Source organism: Streptomyces tyrfis (assembly GCF_037034285.1).
Taxonomy (GTDB): Bacteria; Actinomycetota; Actinomycetes; order Streptomycetales; family Streptomycetaceae; genus Streptomyces.
On record NZ_JBAGJZ010000030.1, the window covers coordinates 17,886 to 39,173 of the forward strand.

16 protein-coding genes and 1 tRNA gene are annotated in these 21,288 nt (G+C 72.3%); 8 read left to right on the forward strand and 9 right to left on the reverse strand.

All coding sequences use genetic code 11. The annotated features are described in order from the left end of the window. Positions 1-167 precede the first annotated feature (167 nt). On the forward strand, positions 168-1,787 hold the full coding sequence (gene aceB, locus WA762_RS22380; RefSeq protein ID WP_335937817.1) for a malate synthase A: 1,620 nt from the start codon (positions 168-170) through the stop codon (positions 1,785-1,787). Positions 1,788-1,873: 86 nt separating this feature from the next. Here aceB and WA762_RS22385 read toward each other — a convergent pair whose 3' ends face one another. From WA762_RS22385 to WA762_RS22400, 4 genes are all read right to left on the reverse strand, one after another. Further along, positions 1,874-3,115 (reverse strand): serine hydrolase domain-containing protein, encoded by a 1,242-nt coding sequence (locus tag WA762_RS22385; RefSeq protein ID WP_335937818.1) that lies wholly within the window; start codon positions 3,113-3,115, stop codon positions 1,874-1,876. A gap of 169 nt (positions 3,116-3,284) precedes the next feature. Further along, positions 3,285-5,576, reverse strand: coding sequence for a glycosyl hydrolase family 18 protein (locus WA762_RS22390; protein WP_335937819.1), 2,292 nt, complete (start codon positions 5,574-5,576; stop codon positions 3,285-3,287). A 154-nt stretch (positions 5,577-5,730) separates the two neighbouring features. Further along, positions 5,731-6,978: a hypothetical protein gene (locus tag WA762_RS22395; protein WP_335937821.1), complete on the reverse strand. Its 1,248-nt coding sequence runs from the start codon at positions 6,976-6,978 to the stop codon at positions 5,731-5,733. 59 nt (positions 6,979-7,037) lie between these two features. Beyond that, entirely contained in the window at positions 7,038-8,132 is a 1,095-nt protein-coding gene (locus WA762_RS22400) for an OmpA family protein (protein WP_335937822.1), read from the reverse strand. 278 nt (positions 8,133-8,410) lie between these two features. On the opposite strand from WA762_RS22400, the gene WA762_RS22405 reads away from it, so the two are divergent. Continuing rightward, positions 8,411-8,950 carry a Pycsar system effector family protein gene (locus WA762_RS22405; RefSeq protein WP_335937823.1) on the forward strand — a complete coding sequence of 180 codons (540 nt, stop codon included), beginning with the start codon at positions 8,411-8,413 and terminating at the stop codon, positions 8,948-8,950. A 15-nt stretch (positions 8,951-8,965) separates the two neighbouring features. Here the strand turns inward: WA762_RS22405 and WA762_RS22410 are convergent, their stop codons facing one another. From WA762_RS22410 to WA762_RS22425, 4 genes are all read right to left on the reverse strand, one after another. Next, entirely contained in the window at positions 8,966-9,853 is an 888-nt protein-coding gene (locus tag WA762_RS22410) for a hypothetical protein (protein ID WP_335937824.1), read from the reverse strand. Beyond that, a complete protein-coding gene (locus WA762_RS22415; RefSeq protein ID WP_335937825.1) occupies positions 9,850-12,012 on the reverse strand; it encodes a hypothetical protein in 2,163 nt (720 codons plus the stop codon). Before WA762_RS22415 ends, WA762_RS22410 begins: the two co-directional genes overlap by 4 nt. After that, positions 12,012-12,764 (reverse strand): hypothetical protein, encoded by a 753-nt coding sequence (locus WA762_RS22420; RefSeq protein ID WP_335937826.1) that lies wholly within the window; start codon positions 12,762-12,764, stop codon positions 12,012-12,014. Before WA762_RS22420 ends, WA762_RS22415 begins: the two co-directional genes overlap by 1 nt. A gap of 123 nt (positions 12,765-12,887) precedes the next feature. Then, positions 12,888-13,544 carry a Crp/Fnr family transcriptional regulator gene (locus WA762_RS22425; RefSeq protein WP_335937827.1) on the reverse strand — a complete coding sequence of 219 codons (657 nt, stop codon included), beginning with the start codon at positions 13,542-13,544 and terminating at the stop codon, positions 12,888-12,890. Positions 13,545-13,930: 386 nt separating this feature from the next. On the opposite strand from WA762_RS22425, the gene WA762_RS22430 reads away from it, so the two are divergent. From WA762_RS22430 to WA762_RS22450, 5 genes are all read left to right on the forward strand, one after another. Next, positions 13,931-14,006 (forward strand) — tRNA-Arg (locus tag WA762_RS22430). Between the two features lie 103 nt (positions 14,007-14,109). After that, positions 14,110-15,246, forward strand: a complete 1,137-nt coding sequence (locus tag WA762_RS22435) for a leucine-rich repeat domain-containing protein (protein WP_335937828.1) — start codon at positions 14,110-14,112, stop codon at positions 15,244-15,246. Then, positions 15,243-17,021, forward strand: coding sequence for an ankyrin repeat domain-containing protein (locus WA762_RS22440; RefSeq protein ID WP_335937829.1), 1,779 nt, complete (start codon positions 15,243-15,245; stop codon positions 17,019-17,021). Before WA762_RS22435 ends, WA762_RS22440 begins: the two co-directional genes overlap by 4 nt. 146 nt (positions 17,022-17,167) lie before the next feature. Further along, positions 17,168-18,334, forward strand: coding sequence for a sigma 54-interacting transcriptional regulator (locus tag WA762_RS22445; protein ID WP_335937914.1), 1,167 nt, complete (start codon positions 17,168-17,170; stop codon positions 18,332-18,334). Positions 18,335-18,388: 54 nt separating this feature from the next. Beyond that, a complete protein-coding gene (locus tag WA762_RS22450; protein ID WP_335937915.1) occupies positions 18,389-19,546 on the forward strand; it encodes a vWA domain-containing protein in 1,158 nt (385 codons plus the stop codon). A gap of 207 nt (positions 19,547-19,753) precedes the next feature. Here WA762_RS22450 and WA762_RS22455 read toward each other — a convergent pair whose 3' ends face one another. Then, on the reverse strand, positions 19,754-20,761 hold the full coding sequence (locus WA762_RS22455) for a fibronectin type III domain-containing protein (protein ID WP_335937831.1): 1,008 nt from the start codon (positions 20,759-20,761) through the stop codon (positions 19,754-19,756). A gap of 148 nt (positions 20,762-20,909) precedes the next feature. Between WA762_RS22455 and WA762_RS22460 the strand changes: the two genes are divergently transcribed. Continuing rightward, the gene (locus tag WA762_RS22460) at positions 20,910-21,257 is read left to right on the forward strand and encodes a hypothetical protein (protein WP_335937833.1); all 348 of its coding nucleotides are present in this window, start codon (positions 20,910-20,912) and stop codon (positions 21,255-21,257) included. Positions 21,258-21,288: the final 31 nt, after the last annotated feature.

Below are 21,288 nucleotides of genomic sequence, written 5' to 3' on the forward strand. Positions count from 1 at the left end.
CGATTGAACTTCCACCATAAGGAAACTAATATCCACTGATCAGAAGCCCTCTGCGCCCCAGACGGCGTCCGCGCCCCTTTCCCCGGAGCCGTGGCACCCCGTGCCGTTCCGGGCGGCCGGCGGTCGTGGGGCGCCGACCGCACCGCCCGCTGAAGGAGTGACAGCTCATGTCCGCACCAGCGCCGTCCCCGCTGGCCATCGTCGATGCCGAGCCCCTGCCCCGGCAGGAGGAGGTCCTGACCGGCCCGGCCCTCGCGTTCGTGGCCGAGCTGCACCGCCGGTTCACGCCCCGCCGTGACGAGCTGCTGGCCCGCCGCGCCGAGCGCCGCGCGGAGATCGCCCGCACCTCCACGCTGGACTTCCTGCCCGAGACGGCGGCGATCCGCGCGGACGACTCCTGGCGGGTCGCGCCGGCCCCGGCCGCGCTGAACGACCGCCGGGTGGAGATCACAGGCCCCACCGACCGGAAGATGACCGTCAACGCGCTGAACTCCGGCGCCCGGGTCTGGCTCGCCGACTTCGAGGACGCGTCCGCCCCCACGTGGGAGAACGTGATCCTCGGCCAGCTCAACCTGATCGACGCCTACACCCGCGCCATCGACTTCACGGACGCGAGGACCGGGAAGTCGTACGCGCTGAAGCCCGCCGAGGAACTCGCCACGGTCGTCACCCGCCCGCGCGGCTGGCACCTGAATGAGCGTCACCTCCAGCTCGACGGCGCCCCGGTGCCGGGCGCGCTGGTCGACTTCGGCCTCTACTTCTTCCACAACGCCCAGCGCCTCATCGACCTCGGCAAGGGCCCGTACTTCTACCTCCCGAAGACGGAGTCGCACCTGGAGGCCCGGCTCTGGAACGACGTCTTCGTCTTCGCCCAGGACTACGTCGGCATCCCGCAGGGCACGGTCCGCGCCACCGTCCTCATCGAGACGATCAGCGCCGCGTACGAGATGGAGGAGATCCTCTACGAGCTGCGCGACCACGCCTCCGGGCTGAACGCGGGCCGTTGGGACTATCTCTTCTCCATCGTCAAGAACTTCCGTGACGGCGGCGCCAGGTTCGTCCTCCCGGACCGCAACGCGGTGACGATGACCGCCCCGTTCATGCGCGCGTACACCGAACTGCTCGTCCGCACCTGCCACAAGCGGGGGGCGCACGCCATCGGCGGCATGGCGGCGTTCATCCCGTCGCGCCGGGACGCGGAGGTCAACAAGGTGGCCTTCGAAAAGGTCAGGGCGGACAAGGACCGGGAGGCCCGCGACGGCTTCGACGGTTCCTGGGTCGCCCACCCGGACCTGGTCCCGATCGCCCTGGCCTCGTTCGACGCGGTCCTCGGCGAGAGGCCGAACCAGAAGGACCGGCTGCGCGAGGACGTGTCGGTGGCCGCGGGCGACCTGATCGCCGTCGACAGCCTGGACGCCAGGCCCACGTACGAGGGACTGCGCAACGCGGTGGCGGTCGGCATCCGCTACATCGAGGCGTGGCTGCGCGGCCTGGGCGCGGTCGCCATCTTCAACCTGATGGAGGACGCGGCCACGGCGGAGATCTCGCGCTCGCAGATCTGGCAGTGGATCAACGCGGGCGTCGTCTTCGAGAACGGCGAGCGCGCCACGGCGGAGCTGGCCCGCGAGATCGCCGCCGAGGAACTCGCCGCGATCCGTGCCGAGACCGGCGACGAGGCGTTCGCCGCCGGGCAGTGGCAGCAGGCCCACGACCTGCTGCTCCAGGTCTCCCTGGACGAGGACTACGCGGACTTCCTGACCCTGCCCGCGTACGAGCGGCTGCGCTGACCCGCCGCGTCGACGACGTGCCCCGCCGCGGGACGCCTCGCGGCTCCGGGCCGGGGCACGTCATGGCCGGGGCACGTCATGGCCGGTCACGTCATGGCCGGTCGCGTCACGGGCGGGACGGTCACCGGGGCGGGGCCCCGGTGAGCGCGTCGACCACCCGGGCCGGTCATGGCGTCGTCGGCGTCCATCGTCGTCGGCGTGCAGACGAGCACGAAGCGGCGCCGCCGGTCGCGGGTGGAGAACATCCGGGTGCGGCAACCGTGCCACTCACCGGTCTTGCCCCAGAAGGTCACGCCGTTCACCGTGGCCGTCTGCAGCCCCATGCTGTAGCGGGCCGGACCGCCGTCCAGCATCCGCACGTCCCCGGGCGGCAGGGTGAACAGCCGCTCCGTCATCCGCGCCGGCAGCAGCTCACCGCCGAACAGCGCGTCGAGGAACCGGTCCAGGTCGTCGACGGTCGAGACGAGTTCGCCCTCGCCCCAGCTGGACGACGGGTCGTACACGGTGACGTCCCGCAGGGAGCCGTCGGTCATCCGCAGGTAGTTGTGCACATGCGGGCCGTGCAGCCGCGGGTCGTCCCCCGGGAACAGCGTCCGCTCCAGCCCCAGCGGGCGCAGCAGCCGGTCCCGGATCGCCGCCCCGTAGGGCTGCCCCGTCACCTCCTCGACGAGCAGGGCGAGCAGGACGTAGTTGACGCCGCGGTACTCCTGGGCGGTGCCCGGTGCGAACTTGAGCGGATCCCCCGTCACCGTGGCCACGATCTCCCGGGGCGTCCACCGGTCGAACCGGTGGCGGACGACGTCCTCCGGCGTGCGGATCACGGGAACGCCCCGGTGGTCGGGGAGTCCGCTGGTGTGGTCGAGCAGTTGGGCCACGGTGATGCGGCCGAACGCCGGCGGCAGCAGGCCGGGCAGCTGACCGCCGACGGGTGCGTCGAGCTCCACGCGTCCGTGCGCGGCCAGGCGCAGGACGAGTGTCGCGACGAACGCCTTGGTGACGCTGGCCGCGCGGAACCGGTCGCCGGGCCGGACGGGACGGCCGCTGCCGAGGTCGGCCGCGCCCGCGGCTCCGTACCAGCGCCCGGCCGGTCCGGCGACGCGCAGTTGTGCGGAGGTGGCCGCCGGGTGGTCGAGGTCCGCCACGCAGGCGCGCAGCGTCGACGGGTCGAGCGGGGGAAGCGGGGTGAGCGGCGGGGCGTCCGCCGACCGGACGGGCGGGGCGAGGGGCGCCGCGACGGCCCGCGCCGCGCCCCCTCCCGTCAGGACCGGCGCCGCCCCGGCCAGGGCGTCGCCGATGAGGGAGCGGCGGGCGAGAGGGTGAGGTGTCATGCCGCCATGCTGTCGACGCCACGGCGGCCGCTCATCGGGGATGCCCCCGATCTCCGTCCGGGGAGCCCCCTCCCCCGTGGCTCGGGAGGCGGGAGGGGACTCCGAACGGGCCGGAACGGACGGCGAACGGAAGGGAACGGACGGAGAGTTGGCGGGAGACGACGGTCCGTCAGCCTCCCAGTCCGGTGTCGACGGCCTTGAGCAGGGTGCCCTGCGGGGTGTCGCCGGACATCTCCCAGATCATCATGCCCAGCAGGCCCTTGTCCTTGACGTAGGCGGTCTTCCTGCCGATGGACCAGGCGTCGTCGAAGGACCACCACTGGCTGCCGGTGAAGCCGTACGTGGAGACCGACTGCTCGTCATGACGAATCGTCATCGTCGGGAAGGCGCCGATGAGGTTGGCATACCCGCGGGTGCCGGCCTCCTCCGCGAACTGGCCGGGGGCCGCGCCCTGCGCCGACTGCCATTCACCGGCGACGCCGCCGTCGGTGACGCCCTGCCAGCCGCGCCCGTAGAAGGGGACGCCGAGGGTCAGCTTGCGGGGTTCGACGCCCGCGTCGGTGTACGCCTTGATGGCGGCGTCCGCGCTGAAGTGGAAGTCGTAGGGGTCCTGGTCGTCGACGTAGAGGTTGGCCTGGTGGCCGGTGCGGTCCGGTTCCCAGGAGTTGTCGCTGCCGGAGCCGTGGAAGTCGTAGCCCTGGACGTTGGCGACGTCGAGCGAGTCGAAGACCTTGTCCAGCTCCCAGCCCTCGCCGATCTTCTGCGGGTCGGCGGGGGTGAAGGCGGTGAGCAGCCGGTGGCCGCCGCCGAGGGCGTCCATCTGCTTGCGGAACTCGGCGAGCAGCAGGGTCAGGTTGGCCTTGTCGTCGGGCGAGTAGTGGTTGCCGGGGTGCCCGGTGCCGGTGCCCGGCCATTCCCAGTCGACGTCGAAGCCGTCGAAGATCCCGGCGGCCGTGCCCGGTCCGCCCGCGCCGTTGTACTGGGGCAGGTTGCCCTTGAGGTACATGTCGACGCAGGAGGCGACGAACTTCTTCCGGGAGGCGTCGGTGGCCGCCACGTCGGAGAAGTACTTCGAGTACGTCCAGCCGCCGAGCGAGACCACGATCTTCAGGTTCGGGTGGAGCTGCTTCAGCTTCTTCAACTGGTTGAAGTTGCCCCGGAGTCTGCCCCAGCCGTCGTCCGCGACGCCGTCGACGGACTGGGCGGCGCTGAACGGGCGGGCGTAGTCGGCGTCGGCGTCACCGGCCCCGGTGCCCTGGTCGGGGTCCTGGGGGTCCTGGGTGGTGGCCTTGGTGACGCCGTTCAGGCAGGTGAGGTTGGTGGGGTCGATGTTGGCGAAGGAGTAGTTGACGATGTCGAGCTTGTCCGCGGCGCCGGAGTCGTGGAGGTTCTTGACGAAGTACTGGCGGCCGTAGATGCCCCACTGGACGAAGTAGCCGACCTTGGCGTACTTCCCCTTGCCGACGATGTCGTCGGTCTTCACCGTGAGCGTGTTGCTGGCCGGGGAGGCGTTGTCCGCCGCGTCCCGCGCCTTGACGGTGAAGGTGTACGAGGTCGAGGGCGAGAGGCCGCCGACGGTGGCGGTGGTCGTGGCGCCGGAGACGGTGGCGGCGAGCCCGCCGCCCCGGTACACGTCGTAGGCGGCGACCCGCTGATCGTCCGTGGAGGCGGTCCACGCCAGGGTGACGGAGGAGGAGTCGGTCGCCGTGGCGTGCAGCGAGCCCGGTGCGGTCGGCGGGGAGGTGTCGGTCGCCGGGTCGACGGTGGTGACGGTCAGCGGGGCGCTCTCGGCGGAGGTGTTGCCGCGGGTGTCCCGGGCCCGGACGGTGAAGGAGTACGCGGTGGCCGGGGTCAGCCCGGTGACGGTGGTGCTGGTCGTCGCGGTGGCGGTGCCGACCACCTCGCCGCCGGCCAGCACGTCGTACGACGCCACGGGGAAGTCGCCCGCCGCGGCCGCCGTCCAGGACAGCGAGGCGGTGCGGGCGGTGACGTCGGTCTGCTTCAGCCCGCCGGGCGCCCCCGGCGGCGCGTCCGGCGAGCCGTCGCACTTGTCGCCGTTGATCCGGCAGCCGGTCGGCTCGGCGACGGGCCCCTTGGCGACGAACCAGAAGCTGTACGGCTCGGTCGTGCTGTGCGCGGCGACCGTGCCGTTGTAGTGGGCGTTGACCGCGGTGACATGGCTGCCCTGCGTGGTGACCGTGCCGTTGTACGAGGTGTCGATGGTGACCCCGGCCGGCAGGTCGAATTCGAGGCTCCAGCCGGTGACGGCGCTGTCGGTGTCGTTGCGCAGGACGTAGGTCCCCTTCCACCACGACCCGTTGTCGGCGGTGGCGAAGGTGGCCGTCAGCTTGCCCGCCGCGTGCGCGGGCGCGGATTGGAGCGACAGCAGCGCGAGGAGGAGTCCGAGAACGGCGACGACGGCGGTCGCGGTTCTCCTTCTGAGGGGCAGGTGCTCGGACATGGTGTTTCTCCCATGAGGCAGGGACCGGTGAGGCGGTCCTGAAGGGGAGCTGGGGCGTTGCCTGGTGCCATGGAGCACAGGGGAACCTAAAAGGTCTGGACCAACTCGTCAATAGGTACAGACCAATTGGGGCGCCATTCGTCCCGTTCGGCCTTCACGCAGGGCCGAGCCGGGCGTCGATGCGGCTGATCAGTTCGGCACGGAGAGCTCGCAGTTCGGTGGGTGCGCAGACCACGGCGATCCGGTGGGCCTCGATCAAGGGACCGAGTTCCGGCGAAGGCTCCACCACCCCGTTGAAGAGCGGCGCCGCCCATGAGGCTGCCTGTGCCCCGCTCCCGGTCCCGCTCGGCAGGACGGCCGGAGCGGGCGGGGTGTGGCCCGCCTGCCCATGCAGCATGCGGGCCGTGAGGATGGCCGCCTCCCAGGCGCGCATGCTCTCCAGGCGTACGTGCGAGGCGAGTTCGTCGCGCAGCGCACAGAGGTCGCTCCAGGCCCGCTCGTGTTCGCGCAGGGCACGACCGACCCGCCGCACGAGCCAGGCGTACGTCAGCGTGGCCCGCAGTAGGGTGCGGCGAGCCGCAGCGGCACTGTCGGCATAGGGGTTGTGGGCGATCACCTTCATCGCCACGGCAGTGATCGCGAGTACCAGCATCAGCACCGCGACCCAGCCGGGCGCGTAGCGGGCGCCCTCGACCTCGTCCACTCCGGTGTCACGGGCCCGCAGGACCGCCCACACGGTGACGGTGGACAGCACGGCGGTCAGATAGAGGACGGGCAGGGTGAGCGAACCGAGCAACGACAGCACGGGGCGGCGGTCCCGCAGGGCGTGCAGCCCCTCGCGCACCCGGTGCAACGGAGCCGCGATCGCGTGCCCGGACAGCATGAGCGCCAGGGCGAGAACGACCCCCGGCAGGAAGGAGACCGTCTGTTCGAAGAACGAGACTTCCTCCTCGCTGGTGGTGAGGTACTGGAAGACCCGCATGAAGTACCACGCGTCGAACATGGCCATGGCGGCGACGACGGGCCACCGCAGCACCCGTATCCACATGTCACGACGGCGCCGGTCGTGGGCCCCGTCCCCCGCATGCCGCGACTCGACCGCGTCCTGGGCCTCCCGGCTCGCCCGGAGAGAAGCGGCGGCCTCGAAACGAGCCAGAGACTGGACCGCTTCCTCGGTCCGCGCGTGCGCGTCGATCGTTCGAGCACGCGCCGCGGCGAGCCGGTCGCGGTTGTGGCTGACGAGTTCGGCGACCTCGCGGGCCGCGCGGAGCAGCATCCGCATCTCACCGTTGTCCAGGTGCTCCGGGTCGCGTTCGGGGCCGTATTCGGCGCTCTTCACCAGGCGTCTGATGTCGCATCCGCAGCCGTGGTGGCACGGGATGCCTCGGTGGTTCTGGGACATGGTCGTCGTCCTCTTTCGCGATGAACTTCTCGAAACAGCCAAGGGATTCCCCGCGTCGATCAGCGGCGGACGGTCACGGCGATCTCCACCCGACGGTTGCACGCCATGGCCGCGTAGTCGGGCACCCCGCCGCGGTACTCGGGGGTGCACCGGGGCCGGGAGTCGGAGTAGCCGCGGGCCGAGGCCACCGCGATCCCGCGCTCCGCGAGACCGGTCCGGACCGCTCGTGCGCGGGCCAGCGACAGCTGCCGGCCTCGCTGCTCGCTGCCGCGCGAGTCGGTGTGCCCGGTGACGGCCACCGTGACGGGGCCGAGGTCCTGGATACGGCGCGCCGCTTCGTCCAATGTGCTCCGTGCCGCCGGGGACAACTCGGCCCGGTCGGTCGCGAACAGCACGGAGCCGGGCAGGACGATCGTGGTGACCCGGTCGGCCGAGCGCTCCGTCACGGCCGGGAAGGTTACTTCAGGTTCGCCCTTCCCCGTGTCGGTGGTCTCTCCCGCCGCGCGGACGCGGGTGGTGGTGGCCACCTCGCAGGGGGAGGCGCCGGTCGCCTCGCACAGCCGGGTCCAGAAAGCGGCCAGCCAGGCGGTCTGCTGGGAGGACGGCGTCGCGCCCCGGGCAGCGCGCCCTATGCCGACGAGATCGACCTCGGCACCCGCCAGGTCCGGCAGTTCGCCGGCCTTCCGGCAGCGCTCCACCGCCTCCTCGATCTCCGCCGTGCCGTCGAACCCGGCGGAGCGCAGGTCCGCGCAGCCGGTGTTGGACAGTCCGTCGGTGGCCACGACGATCCGGCGGCGCCCATCCCCGCTGCCGAGTTGTTCGCCGGCCGCGGCAAGCGCTCCCAGCACGTCCGTACGAGCGGTGCTCGACGCCTCGGCGGACAACTGCCGCAGTCGCCCCTCCAGACAACCGAGCCGGCCCGCCCGCCGATCCTTCTTCAATGTGTCGTTGCCTTTCACAGGCGCGACGAACGCGCGATTCACCTCCCAGTCGACCGTGGCCCTCGTACCGTCGAATCCGGCCATCGAAAGGACCCCGCCCTCCAGCACCGGCAATGTCAGCCCCCGAGTGCCCAGCAGGGTGGCCACCCAGTCCGGGACCCGGTCGCCCGGCGGGGCGGCTTCGTCCGGTCTGGTGGACGAACTCCGGTCCATGAGAACGACAGTCCTCTGCCGTGTGTCGTCCGCTCCGTCGGAGCTGTGGTCCATCCAGGCGCAGGGCCGGGCTGCGGGCGCGTCGAACGCGCCGCAGCCACTGCACGCCGCCACGGCGATCAGCGAAAGCGCCCACGCCAGGAGTCGGCCAGCGCGTGCTTGGTCCAAGAGTCTCACCGAGCTCTCCAAACTAGGGAAATCCGCATTTGTGCCTTTTCTTCGGCCCCGTCAAAGGGGTTACTGGGAGTCCTCGACCACTCGGTGCCAGGAGGTCTTCCGTGTCCCGTTCCGCCCCCGTCCCCGCGACCGTCCCCGCGGGAGACGAGAAAGCCGCCGGCCTCCGGTCCGGTCTGACCGTCTACACATCGCTCCAGGCGTCCGCCCAGTTCGCCGACACCAAGGTCGGCGTCCTCGGCGCCGTTCAAGCCGGACTGATGGCCACGGCCATCCCGCAGGGCGGCGTCGTGCACGAGGCGTGGGAGCGCGGCGGGCCCGCCGCCTGGGCCGCGGGCGGCCTGCTGTTGCTCCACGTCGCGGCGTTTCTGCCCGCGGTGTACTGCGTGGTCCAGGCGCTGCGGCCCCGCCTGGGGCCGCCGCCCCTCCCGAACAGGTTCAGCCTCCCGTTGCTGGCCATGGCCGACGGCACCCCTCCGTCACGGGACGAGGACGGCGAGCTTAAGGAGATCTGGCAGTTGATACCGGTGCTCGCCCAGGTGGTGATGACCAAGCACCGCTATGTCGCCAGGGGGGTCGTCTGGACGGGGCTGATGGCCGCGGCCGTCGGGCTCTTCCTCCTCGCCGGTCCGCTGCTGACCTGAACCGGGCCCGTTGCCTCAGTCCCGGACCGGCCGGGTCCGGGGCAACGGCTCCGAGAAACCGCCCGCGGAGCCCGATTCGCCCGGCAGGGGAAGACCGAACAGGCGCATAGCATGTCCGAGCTGCCGCTCATTGGTGACGACGAAGTCGAACAGGTCCTGTGTCTGATACGCCTTCACCTGCTTCTCCAGAAACTTAGCGAACTCCTCGACCTGCTTCTGCCGTTGTCGAAACATGTCGCCGATCTCGATCGCCGCCGTATGCGGTTGCTCCGCCAGCAGTACCGCCCACGGCGTGAGCCAGGAGAGCGCGTCGCGGTCCTGTCCCATTCCCGCCATCCCGGAAGCGAGAAACGCCCGCCACTTCTCGGCCACCTCGTTCAGCAGCTTCACCTGGAGCGCCGACTTCGCGTACCGGTGCTCGATGTCCTGGAGCTCCAGAGCCGCCTTGCGCTGCTGATCCAGTACCTCCGCCGCGGGCCGGAGGCAGGCGGTGGTACGACAGCTCACCAGCCCGCTCTCGTAGCACTCCCCTTCCCCCAGAGCCTCGTTGACGGCACGCTCCGCCTCCTCGGCCCGGAAAGGCTCGTATCGGCGGGCGACACCGCGGACCCGCTCGGCGAGTCGCTGAGGCATGGCCGCCTGATAGCCGTCGATGGCAAAGCCCAGTTGCTCCTCGTCGAGGCGACCCTCGGCGCACCAGTCGCAGCGAATCTCGACCTGGAATCCGAATCCGTCGCCCCTGGCGGGCGTCTCGAACGCGACGGTGGAGCTGCGGTGCACCGAGACGACCTCCGGCACCTCGACCGTCACGGGCGTGAAAGGCACCCCGGCGGCAGGCCCTGGCCCACCGCGGAACAGAGCACGCAACCAGGCGAACGAACCGCGACGCGATGTGCTGTTCACATCGACCACTCCTCCTGCACATGGGAACGGATGCTTTCGGCAGTGCTGCCGTCACGCTCAGCGGCGCTGCCGTCGGTGAGCTGATGACTCCAAAGCCGCAGGTAGAACAGGAACCGCGTCCGCAGGGCGTCGCCCTCGACGCCCGGCTCCGGGAGTTCGGCGAAGAAGTCGGCCACCAACGTGTCCAGGCCCGGCTCGTCCGCGGCCCGCTCCACCCACAGCCGCATGGCGTTCCAACCGTGCTGGTGGTGCACACGACTGAGCAGGACGTGCCGGCTCAGCACCAACAGGTGGTCACGTGGGCCCGGTTCCTTCAGGAAGGCGGTGACCGCCCGCTCTCCACGGAACCTGCTCAGCCCCTGAAGGCACTTCGCCGCGTCCTCGCGCAGCCAGTGGCGCGAGGAGGCCGACCAGGACGCCAGCCGTTCCAGAACCTGGACACGGGATCCCGCCGCGTAGATCTCGCGGACTGCGGCCCACACGCTCTTCATCCCCGACGCCGCGATCCGTTCCAGACTGCTCAGCGCCTCGGTCGGGAACTTCGCACCGATCTGGGTGCCGTAGGCGAGCTGGGCGCATGCCCGGAAATCGCGTTGCTGGGACCAGCGCCACAGCAAGCGCTGCACCCTGGGGACGAGCAGCGGGTCGGTCACCGCCCTTTCCAGTGCCCAGGCCGCCGCGAACCTCCGTCGGTCGGCGTGCTCCCCCTTGTCGGATGCCCACCGCACGAGCAGTTCCTCGTGCACATAGGCCCAGTCGAGCGTGGCCAGCAGGCCGACCGTCTGAGCGGCCGACACCCTGATGTCCTCCTCACGCCGCAGGACGAGGCCGTCCAGCCACTCCAGCAGAGCGCCCCGCGCACCGGTGTGGTCGTGCCACAGCACTTCCATGACCGCCTCCCCGAGGCCATGCCGCTTGATCCGCACGAGGCACTCGGGGTGCCGGGACTCGACGGGATTCCCAGCCTGGTCGGTGAACTCCACGTCGGAGTGGCCCGACCAGTCCCGCACGCTCTTCTCGAACAGGGGAATCTCCGGTACCGAGGAAGGTGAGCGCACCCCGTGCAGCAGCTCGGCAAGCCTGTGCGACTCCCGGCTCACCCGGCTCAGGGTGATGCCGTCAAGCACTGCGCAGGCCAGCAGGAACGCCCGGGACCAAAGAGACACCTCCTGTGCCTTGGCACCGTCGGCTCCAGCCTTCTGCGGGGGTCCGAGGAGCTTCACCGCCTCGGCCCGCAGCTCGGCTCCGAGTCCTTGGACGATCTGATCGATGTCATCGTCGGCATGCACACGCCGCACCAGTTGACCCGCCAGGCCGGCGACCTCCGCCATGGACCTGCGCCCACGCAGGTCCTCCTGAAGACGCGCGTGCTCCAGCAGTTTGAGCCGATCCGACGGCCGGTCGTCCAGCAGCACCGTCAGGTGCCGTTCCAGCACCTTGAACCGCATCCCGTCCGCTGCCTCGTGCTCGACGACGTGTCCGGTCAGCCCCCCGACCGGCGTCTGGTCGTCCAAGACGATCACCAGCGGTGAGCGGCGGTACGTCGCCTCGCGCAGCCGCATGAGCATCTGCGGACGCAAGTCGTTCACCCACTCCGCGCCGTCGCTCTCGATGACATGGCCTCGGCTCGCCTGAAGCCCTCCCCCTTCCCGCACCAGCCGACGGACACCGGCCTGCGCGTCCAGGACGACTACATCGGTGTCCATGACCTTCTGCACGGCGAGCAATGCCGTGGTGTATCGCCCCGAACCGGGAGCCCCGCGCAGAACCGCGACTCCATGCTTGGTCAGGTGTTTGGCCAGGCTGGAATACGAGCCGGGGTCCACGTACAGCTCTCGCAGGCGGTCCAGGTCCTCGGGCGGTACCCGGCCATCCACGGGGTCGACGGCCGGGGTGGCGTTGCCGTAGTAGTTCTTGTAGATGGTCCCGGCCGCGTCACCGCCGCCGAAACCGACGGCCCCTCCCTCGATGCCTCCTTCGATGAAGGTCTGGGAAAGACCACGCTCTCGCAACCGTCTGATGTGGTCGGCCCGTTCCTCGTCCGCCTCGGCGCCGACGGACGCGGACTCGGCGTCCTCCTCGGCGGAGGTCCCCTCCGAGGGCTGGGGTTCGGCCGGGTCCACCGGCTCGGTCGTGTCGTCCATGGGCTGGAGCGCCATCACCCGTAGTACTTCTTGTGCATGGTCCTGGCGGCATCGCCGCTGCCGAAGTGGAAGACACCGTCCTTGTTCTGCCGCACCACGGGGGTGGGCCCGGGGTCCGGGGCGCGGTCCGGCTCCGGGGCGTCCATGAGCGGCTCCAACTCCTCCGGGCCGTGCTCGGGCACGTGGATCCAGCCGTAGCCGCTGAATTCCTTCTCCCTGACGTGCACCTTGACATAGCGGCTCGGGTCCAGACCCTGGCCCTCGCCCCGGAGCCGGACGACGTCCTGGTAGACCCGGTCCGAGACGATCACGGCGAGATCGGTCGAATCGAGCGACCCGAGTACGCGCTTGAGCTGGTCCGCGTTGAGGTACCGGGCGACGGAGACCGGGGCGGGCCCGCTGTAGCCGAGAGCGGCCGTGCGGGCCACGCCGAAGTCGATGGCGAGCCGGAGCCTCATGCGCTCGCTCTCGGCGAGGTTGGCGTTGCGCTCGCCAAGCCGGATGGCCAGATTCCGCACGTAGCTCCCCACCACCACCGACTCCTGGGCGTCGAGCGGCAGAACGGCGAACTCCTGGTCGCCCTGCGGCTGACGCTCCCAGGTCGTGCGGTCCAGGCCGCTGAGGGCCGCCGCGTCCTCGAGCACCCGTACCAGATCGGCCTGGAAGGCCTCCTGGCCCGGAGTGTCGAGACGGCTGTACTTCTCCACGTCGGCGGCCATGCAGAGATGGCGCGTAATGATCTCCTGCGAGTCGGCATGCGGTTTCATGAATGGGTCCCCCATCCGCCTTGGTTCGAGCGAGGTCGGGCTCAACTGTGCGTCAGGGGGTGGAGAACACCGAGTGGGTCGTAGAAATACGGTTTTCGGTGGGTGGGGCGGGTGACGCCCGCGTCAGGGACCGATCTCGCCCAGGCGGGCGATTCCCCGGAGCCGCTTCACGTCCAGGACGGTGGTGCGCCGGTATCCGGTGGTGATGAGCCCCTCCCTGCGCAGTTCGGCGAGCGCCTTGTGGATGGTGACCTCCGCCGAGCCGGTGAGCGCGGCCAGTTCCGGCTGGGTGAGGTCCACACCTATGACCAGCCCACGCGGCACCGGTTGTCCGTGCGAGGCCGCCAGCTCCGCGAGCACGCGGGCGAGCCGTATCTTGACCGGATAGCCTCCGAACTCCACCCGTCTCTGGTTCGACCAGCGCAGCCGCTGGACGACGATCCGGTTGACTGCGCGCGCCGCCTCGGGGTGAGACTCGAGGAAGTGTCGGAGGTCGGATTCCCGGACGATGCTGGCGGCTATCTCGCCGCAGGCCGTGACCGTGGCCGACCTCGGCGCACCGTCGTCGATGGCGGCCATCTCGCCGACCACGTCCCCTCCGACCCGGATGGCGAGCAGCGCTTCATGACCGTTGTCCAGGCGCGCGGTGACCTTGACGAATCCCGATCGCAGGAGCACCACGTGGTTGGAACGGTCGCCTTCGCGAATCAGGATCTCTTCGGGCAGGTAGCGACAGCGGGTACCGATCGCCAGGAGCTTGGCGCGGACGGGCTCTGACATGTCGCCGAGGAAACTGCGAGCGGGCCACCTCTCCTGGCCCTGCGTTCTGGATTGCGACATCGAGGACACTGCTCTCCTTCCCTTTCTCCGCTCCATCTCTGATCCATGTCTGATCCGTGGGCATCAGCCGTTCCAGAAAAGCAGTCGCCACGACACCAGGGCAGAGTGCGCATGCGGTCCGCTGGATGCGCCGAGCGCGCGCTGAGGGCGCACGCCGGGCTGACGGGCACCGAGGAACCGGGCAGTCCAAGTGCCCTGAGCAGGGCGAACGTTGCGCGCCTCCGGTCCGGTGGGCCGTGCGGGCGGGGCCGGGGCGGCGGGTGCGCGGGAACGATGTGGCACTGATGTGCGAATCAGGCTCGGTGGTGGCTATGATCGGCCGTGGCAAGGCTGTAGCGCAGAGGTCGTCGCGCCCTAGCATCGAGCTGGAGGACGTCGGTTCGAATCCGACCGGTCTTGCCACCTTTTCGTGGAGCGGAGTCGATGGCGTCGGTTCGTCCCGAGCGGGCGAGGAATGCGGTCGTCCCTCTCCGGGCCGGGTGCCGACGGGGACCTGGGAGTAGTGATGTTGCAGCCGATGCCCGTGCGCTGTCCCGCGATCGAGCACCCGGACATTCCGCTCGCCGACCCGGCTCTGCTGGATCCGCTGCTGGAGCGGCTGGACGCGGGGCACTCCGTCGAGGCCGATGAGACCTTCGCGCTCGGCTCCCTGCGGGCGGACGGCCGGGTCGATCTGTGCAAGCAGGGGCTCGGAGTGGCGGGCGCGGCACGGGTGATGCCCGTCGCCGCGCGTTCTCCGCACGCCGCGCACGTGCTGCTGGGCACCAACTCGCTGGGGGACGAGGGCGCGCGGGCCGTGGCCGACGCGCTCGCGCCCGGCGGGCACGGCCTGCGCACGGTCTACCTCGGCTGCAACCGCATCGGGGCCGACGGCGTTTCGGCGCTGGCCGGCGCGCTGGCCGGGGACGACACCGTGCGGTCGCTGTGGCTGAAGCGCAACCCGGTGGGCGACGCCGGCGTCCGGGCGCTCGCGGCGGTGCTGCGCGCCAACACCGTGCTGCGCACCCTCGACCTGGTGAACACCGGGCTCACCGCCGACGGTCTCGGCGCGCTGCTCGCCGTGCTCACCGAGCGGTCGCGGCCGGTCGAGCGCCTGTTCCTCGGCGGCAACGGGCTCGGCCCCGACGCCGCGCCGCTGCTGGCCGCGCTGATCCGGGACGCGGGTGTGCGGGAGCTGTATCTGCCGTCCAACCACCTCGGCGACGCCGGGGCCGCCGTGCTCGCGGCCGCCGCCGACCCCGCCCGGCCGGTCCGACTGGGCCTCGGCGGCAACGGGATCGGCCCCGAGGGGGCACGCGCCCTGGCCGACGCGCTCGACGGGATCGAGGCGCTCGACCTGGGCCGCCCGCTGTCCGAGCGGACCCTCGGGGCCCCGTCCAACGCCACCGGCGACGCCGGGGCCGACGCCCTGGCCGCGGCGCTGCGCGGCAGTCCGCTGCGACGGCTGGAGCTGCGCCACACCGGGCTCACCGGGCGGGGCGCGAAGAACCTGCTGGCCGCCGTCGGCCCCGGTTCGCGCCTGGAGTACGTGGGGCTGGGGCCGGGTCTGCCGCGCCGGGTGAAGCGGTGCTTCGCGGAGCGGCTGCGCCCGGACCGCGGCGCGCACGCGGACCTGCTCGCGGTCAGGAGCGTCTACCGGTGAGCCTGGACGCGACGGCGGCGGCCCTCGACCCTGAGCTGCTGGCGAGCTGGCGGCAGGTGCGCCGGTACGCGGTGCCCCGCTCGATGATCGAGGAGTCCGCCGGTCGGCGGGCCGTCGGCGACTGGCGGGGAGCCTGCGCGGCGGCCCGGTTCGACATCGGCTTCGAGCTGCCGGAGGCCGCCGCGCGGTATGGGCCCGAGGTCGCCGGGGCGCTGGAGGACGACCTCCGGCACCTGGTCCCGGACCTGGTGCGCTGGCACCTGCCGCGGGTGCTGGGCGGGCGTTCCACGCTCTCCGCCGGGCTCACCGTGGTCCTGGCGGGCTACGGCGCCGCGGACGCGCCCGGAGCCGGGGCGTCCGCGCCGTATCTGTATCTGCGCACCCCGGTGCTGACCGAGGGTCCGCAGCGGCTCTCGCTCCGGTTCGGCACGCTGCGGCGGACCGGTTCCCCCGCCGTCTTCCGCGCGGGCGTCACGGACTGGCGGGAGTGCCGTGCCCTGTGGGACGCACGGCGCACCGACGAGCTGCGCGCCCGCGCGGGCGGCGCGGACCGGCTGCCGTTCCTGCGCGCCGACGGCGTCCCGCTCGCGCCGGACGAACTGCCCGCCGACGATCCGGGCCCCGGCGATCCGGTGGCCCGCGCCGAGTGGGTGACGCTGCTGTACCGGCGGGGGCGGGTGTCCGACGCCCTGGCGGCGGCCGGCATCGAGCTCGATCCGACCGTGCCGGCCACGCCGCGCTGGTACCAGGCGGAGCCGGAGAAGGCCGTGGGAGAGCTGGGGCTGGACGTGCCCCGACTGGCGGCGGAGGCCCGGCGGTTCGCGGCCCTGTACCCGACGGCCTGCCTGCGGATCGGCAAGAGCTGGCGCACCGGCGTCCTGCTGCACCTCACGGGCCGGGGCGACGGCGGCGGGCCCCTGATCAGGGTCGTGTCCGAAGCGCCCCAGGACGTGGTCGACCTGCCCGACTGCCTCTCGCGGGAGCTGCCGGACCTCGGCCTGCTGCGGGCCGGCGCCCTGACCCCGGACCAGCTGCATCCGCTGGTCGCCGGCGCCCTGTTCCCCGGCGGACGGACGGCGTACGGCCCTCCCCCGCCGCCGCGCCCCGAGCCCGTACGGGTGAGGTGTGGCGGGTCCTGGCACGAGGTCGCCTTCCGCGACGGACGGCTCGGCATGCCGCACAGCGATCAGGAACGGCAGCGCGAGAACGCGCTGCGGGCTTTCGGCGGCGCGGTCACCGGCTGCTTCGCGGTGGAGCATTCCTGCGTCACGGGAACCGGCCGGCTGCCCAGGGCCCTGCGGGCGCAGCGGCGGGACTTCTTCCTGCGCGCCGAGCACGGCGACACGGCCGGCGTGCTGGAACTGCTGGACGCGGGGGTGGATCCGCGGATCCTGGACGGCGGGCGGCGCAGCCTGCTCCATGTGCTGCACCTGCTGGACCACGAGGAGCTGCTGCCCCGGCTGCTGGCCGCCGGTCTCGGTCTGGAGGCCCTGGACCACCGGGGGCGCACTCCGCTCTGCGCAGCGGTCGCCGACCGCGGATCGGCGGAACTCGTGACGGCGCTGATCGAGGCCGGGGCCCGGATCGACGTCACCGACCAGATGGAGCTGTCGCTGGCCCAGCTGATCCGCATGTACCGCCGTACGGATCTGGAGTTCCTGCGGGAACGGGTGGAGAAGGAGCACCCGGGCGTCGGCGCCGAGTGGTGGGACGAGTGGCAGGAGGAGCGGGAGGAGCAGCGGGAAGAGCAGGAGAGCGAGGACGAGGAAGAGTGAGCACCGTCGCCCGTGGCCCGGCCGCGCAGCCGCCCGTCGCTCCGTCCCCGGTCGCCGGACCGGAGCAGGCGCCCCGGCCGTCCTCGTCGACCGCCGCGCCCGGCCGGTCGCCCGTCACACCGCCCACGTCCGCCGCTCCGGGGCCGCTGGCCGCCGCCGACGAGCTCAACCGCAGACTGCGGGCGACCCGTACCGAGCCGGCCACGAACCCTCAACTGGAGGCTCTCGCACTGGCGGTGACGGCCAATCAGCCGGTGCTGCTGTGGGGCGAGCCGGGCATCGGCAAGTCGGCCGGTCTGGAGCAGCTCGCGGCCGGTCTCGGCCTCGGGCTGGAGACGGTCATCGCCAGTGTGCACGAGCCGTCGGACTTCGCCGGGCTGCCGGTCGTCGGCGACGACCCGGCCGCCACCGGTGTGCCGATGGCCCCGCCGGACTGGGCGGTGCGCCTGGCCCGGGCGGGTCGGGGGCTGCTGTTCTTCGACGAGTTGTCGTCCGCTCCCCCGGCCGTGCAGGCGGCGCTGCTGCGGGTCGTGCTGGAACGGCGGGTGGGCAGCCTGGCGCTCCCCGAGTCCGTACGCGTCGTGGCCGCGGCGAACCCGCCGTCGAGCGCGGCGGACGGCTGGCATCTGAGCCCGCCGCTCGCCAACCGCTTCGTGCATCTGCAGTGGACGCACGATCCGCGCACCGTGGCACGCGGCATGGCCGGCACCTGGCCGGAGGTGACGGTCCCGGTCGTCGAGGCCGCGCGGGTGCCGGGAGCGGCGGCGCGGGCCCGCGGCGCGGTCTCCGGGTTCCTCACCGCACGCCCCGGACTCGTCCATCACATCCCGGAGGACGCGGAGAGCCGGGGCCGGGCCTGGCCGTCGCCCCGGACCTGGGACATGGCGCTGCGCCTGCTCGCCACCGGATACGCGACGGGCGCCGAGCGCGAGGCGCTCGCCGCCGCGCTGGCCGGGGCGGTGGGCGACGGCGCGGGCATCGAGCTGCTGTCGTACCTGGAGAACCTCGACCTGCCCGACCCGGACCGGGTGCTGGCGAATCCCGACGCGTTCGCCCTGCCGGAGCGCGGCGACCGCCAGCTCGCGTTCCTCATCGCGATCGTGGCGGCCGTGCAGGGCGATCTCACCCGGCAGCGCTGGGAGGCGGGCTGGGCGGTGCTGGCGAAGGCCGTGGACGCGGGTGTGCCCGACGTGGCGGCCAGGGCGGCGGTCGACCTGGCGTCGATGCGGGACGCGGACTGGCCGGTGCCCGAGGGCATCGACGCGTTCCTGGAACTGCTCCAGCTGTCCGGCGCGCTGCCGCAGAGCGGCTGAGACGGGGACGGCGTGCCGAAGCCGGAACCGGCCCCGGAACGGGCCTCGTTGGACATGACCAAGCTGCTCGCCGCCCGCTACCGGGCGGCGACCGACCGGCCGTATCTGGCGTCGGCGCTGTACGCGCTGACGGTGGTGCCGAGCACCGGGGTGCCGACGATGGGCGTGGACCGGCACTGGCGCTGCTATGTGTCGCCCGCGTTCGTGGCGGCGACGCCGGTGGCGGAGCTCGCCGGGGTGTGGCTGCACGAGGTGGCGCATCTGCTGCGCGACCATCACGGCCGGTCCGGACGGCTCCCCGCCGCCGACCAGCGCGACCACCAGCGGCTCAACGTGGCGCAGGACTGCGAGATCAACGACGACCTGATCGCCGACGGGCTGCCGCTGCCGGAAGGCCGGCTGGAGCCCCGGCTCTTCGGCCTGCCGCCCGGGCGGATGTTCGAGGAGTACCTGCCCTCGCTGCCGCCGGGGCCGCCCGCGCACGACTGCGGTTCGGGCGCGCACGGGCGGCCCTCGCCCTGGGAGCTGCCCGGCGACCGGGGTCCGACGAGCCTCGGGCCGGTGGAGGCGCAGGCGCTGCGCCGGCACGCCGCGGAGGCGATGCGCGCGCACCGGCGCACCCGGGGCACGCTCCCGGCGGGCTGGGAGCGCTGGGCGGACCAGATCCTGGAGCCGAGCGTCGACTGGCGGCAGGTACTGGCGGGCGCCGTCCGCGAGGCCGCGGCCTGGGCGGCGGGGGCGATGGACTACACCTATCGGCGGCCGTCCCGGCGCAGCGCGGCGCTGCGCGGCGTGGTCCTGCCCAGCCTGCGCCGCCCGCTGCCCCGGGTCGCCGTGGTCATCGACACCTCGGGGTCCATGGGCGACGACGAACTGGGCACGGCGCTGGGCGAGGTCACCGGGGTGCTGCGGGAGGTGGGCGTCCGGGGCAACCGGGTCACGGTGCTGGCCTGCGACGCGGACGTGCACGCCGTGTCCCGGGTGACGTCCGCCGACCAGGTCGAGCTGGGCGGGGGCGGCGGCACCGACATGCGGGTGGGCATCGCCGCCGCGCTCGCGGCCCGGGACCGGCCGAACATCGTCGTCGTCCTCACCGACGGCTTCACCCCCTGGCCGGACGAGGCGCCCTCCTGCCGGCTGGTCGCGGCGCTCATCGGCGCGAACGCCCCGCAGCCGCCGCGATGGGTGGAGACCGTGCGCGTCACGAACTGATTACTCGTCACCTCCCTTGGCGGCGGACCGAATCGGCCGCCGGCCCGCACGCGTGGTCCGTCCAGTACATGTGCTCCGCGCCGCACGCGCGCCCCGCCCCGCACGCGCGCCCCGCCCCGCACGCGCGCCCCGCCCCGCACGCGCGCCCCGCCCCGCACGCGCGCTCCGCCCCGCACGTGCGTCCCGCGCCGCACGCGCGCGCTCGGCTCACTCGCCCAGGACGACGGTGCGCTGGGCGGAGAAGTCCCCCCATTTCCCGTCCGGCAGCTTGGCGCGGATCTTGAGGGAGTAGCGGGTGCCGCGCGGGTCCGTGACGGTGAGCCGGTAGTGCGCCCGGCCCGCGGGCGGGGTGGAGCCCCACACGATGGTGGTGGTCAGCCTGCCGTCCATGAAGAGCTGGTACGCGGGAATCTCGCCGCCCGTCCTCGGCTGTTCCCAGTCCAGGTCGATGGCGTACTCCTTGCCCTGTGCCCGGTTGGTGACCCGCAGGTCGGCGGGGGCGGCGGAGGCCGGCGCGCCGGGTTCGGACGCGGTGGTGAGGTCGACGGCGTCGCTGTCCGGCGAGGAGTTGTCGGCGGCGTCCCGGGCCCGGACGGTGAAGGTGTAGACGGTGCCGGGGCGCAGCCCGGTCACATGGGCCGTGGTCTCGGCGCCCGGCACGCTGTGGATGCGGGAGTCCTCCTGGTAGATGTCGTACGCGGTGACGCCGACGTCGTCCGTGGCGCGGCTCCAGGACAGGTCGACCGCCCGGGCGCCGCCGACGCTGCCGCGCACCTTCGTCGGGCGGGTCGGCGGCGCGTGGTCGGCGGGGGTCGCGGCGCGTGTGGTGACGGTCGCGGCGGCGCTCGGCGCGGAGAGATTCCCGGCGGCGTCGCGGGCCCGGACGGTGAAGGTGTAGGACGTCGAGGCGGTCAGCCCCTCGACGTCGGTCATCACCTTCGTCGCGGGGAGGGAACGCACCTTCTCCGGTGCGCCGCTCGCACCCTTCCGGTACACCTCGTAACCGGTGACCGCCCTGTCGTCGGAGGACGCCTCCCACATGACGTGCGCGGAGGTGGCGCTGCCGGACTGGGCCGTCACATGGCGCGGCGCCGTGGGCGCTTCGGTATCCGCCTCGGGAGCGGAGCCGCAGGCGGTGAGCGCGGCGAGCAGCAGGGCGGCGGAGCAGGACAACGCGGCGGCTGTGTGAGGGCGTTGCACGGTCGTGCCTTCCATCCGGCAGCAATGGTCCAGACCTATATCGCATGGTGCCGGGGGCCTCGACAAGAGGGTGGATCGGAACGTTCCGCAATATGCCGGTGTGTACGAGCTGCCGCCCGGCGGTCCGTCGGCCGCGCCCGCCGACGTGGCATACGGTCGGTCCATGCTGTGCATACGTGGAATCGTGCTGCCGGAACGCGAGGAGCGGGTCTTCCTGGTCGTCGACGGGGTGCTGCGCGCGGGCGGCCCGCCGGGCGGGCTCGCGGACATGGACACGGAGATGGTCGTCGACGGCGGCTGGCTGCTGCCCGGGCTCGTGGACGTGCACACGCATCCGGGCGCGCTAGGCCCTGTCTTCAAACTGCCGTCGTTCGGCCGGAGACCGGGCCGTGCGGCGTCTGGTGCGTGCGATCGCAAGGCGGAGGATCGTCCTCGTACCGGACGTACGAGGACGACTCCGACAACGCCGCGAGCGCGCGTGCCAGGCGTCGCACGGCAGGCGGCAGTTTGAAGACAGGGCCTGGAGGCGGACGACCCGTTCG

Coding starts and splice junctions, on each gene's coding strand:
- WA762_RS22390 (WP_335937819.1), bottom strand. CDS start 5,576: ATGTCCGAGCACCTGCCCCTCAGAAGGAGAACCGCGACCGCCGTCGTC.
- WA762_RS22450 (WP_335937915.1), top strand. CDS start 18,389: ATGACCAAGCTGCTCGCCGCCCGCTACCGGGCGGCGACCGACCGGCCG.
- WA762_RS22395 (WP_335937821.1), bottom strand. CDS start 6,978: ATGTCCCAGAACCACCGAGGCATCCCGTGCCACCACGGCTGCGGATGC.
- WA762_RS22420 (WP_335937826.1), bottom strand. CDS start 12,764: ATGAAACCGCATGCCGACTCGCAGGAGATCATTACGCGCCATCTCTGC.
- aceB (WP_335937817.1), top strand. CDS start 168: ATGTCCGCACCAGCGCCGTCCCCGCTGGCCATCGTCGATGCCGAGCCC.
- WA762_RS22425 (WP_335937827.1), bottom strand. CDS start 13,544: ATGTCAGAGCCCGTCCGCGCCAAGCTCCTGGCGATCGGTACCCGCTGT.
- WA762_RS22455 (WP_335937831.1), bottom strand. CDS start 20,761: ATGGAAGGCACGACCGTGCAACGCCCTCACACAGCCGCCGCGTTGTCC.
- WA762_RS22460 (WP_335937833.1), top strand. CDS start 20,910: ATGCTGTGCATACGTGGAATCGTGCTGCCGGAACGCGAGGAGCGGGTC.
- WA762_RS22385 (WP_335937818.1), bottom strand. CDS start 3,115: ATGACACCTCACCCTCTCGCCCGCCGCTCCCTCATCGGCGACGCCCTG.
- WA762_RS22435 (WP_335937828.1), top strand. CDS start 14,110: ATGTTGCAGCCGATGCCCGTGCGCTGTCCCGCGATCGAGCACCCGGAC.
- WA762_RS22400 (WP_335937822.1), bottom strand. CDS start 8,132: ATGGACCGGAGTTCGTCCACCAGACCGGACGAAGCCGCCCCGCCGGGC.
- WA762_RS22415 (WP_335937825.1), bottom strand. CDS start 12,012: ATGGCGCTCCAGCCCATGGACGACACGACCGAGCCGGTGGACCCGGCC.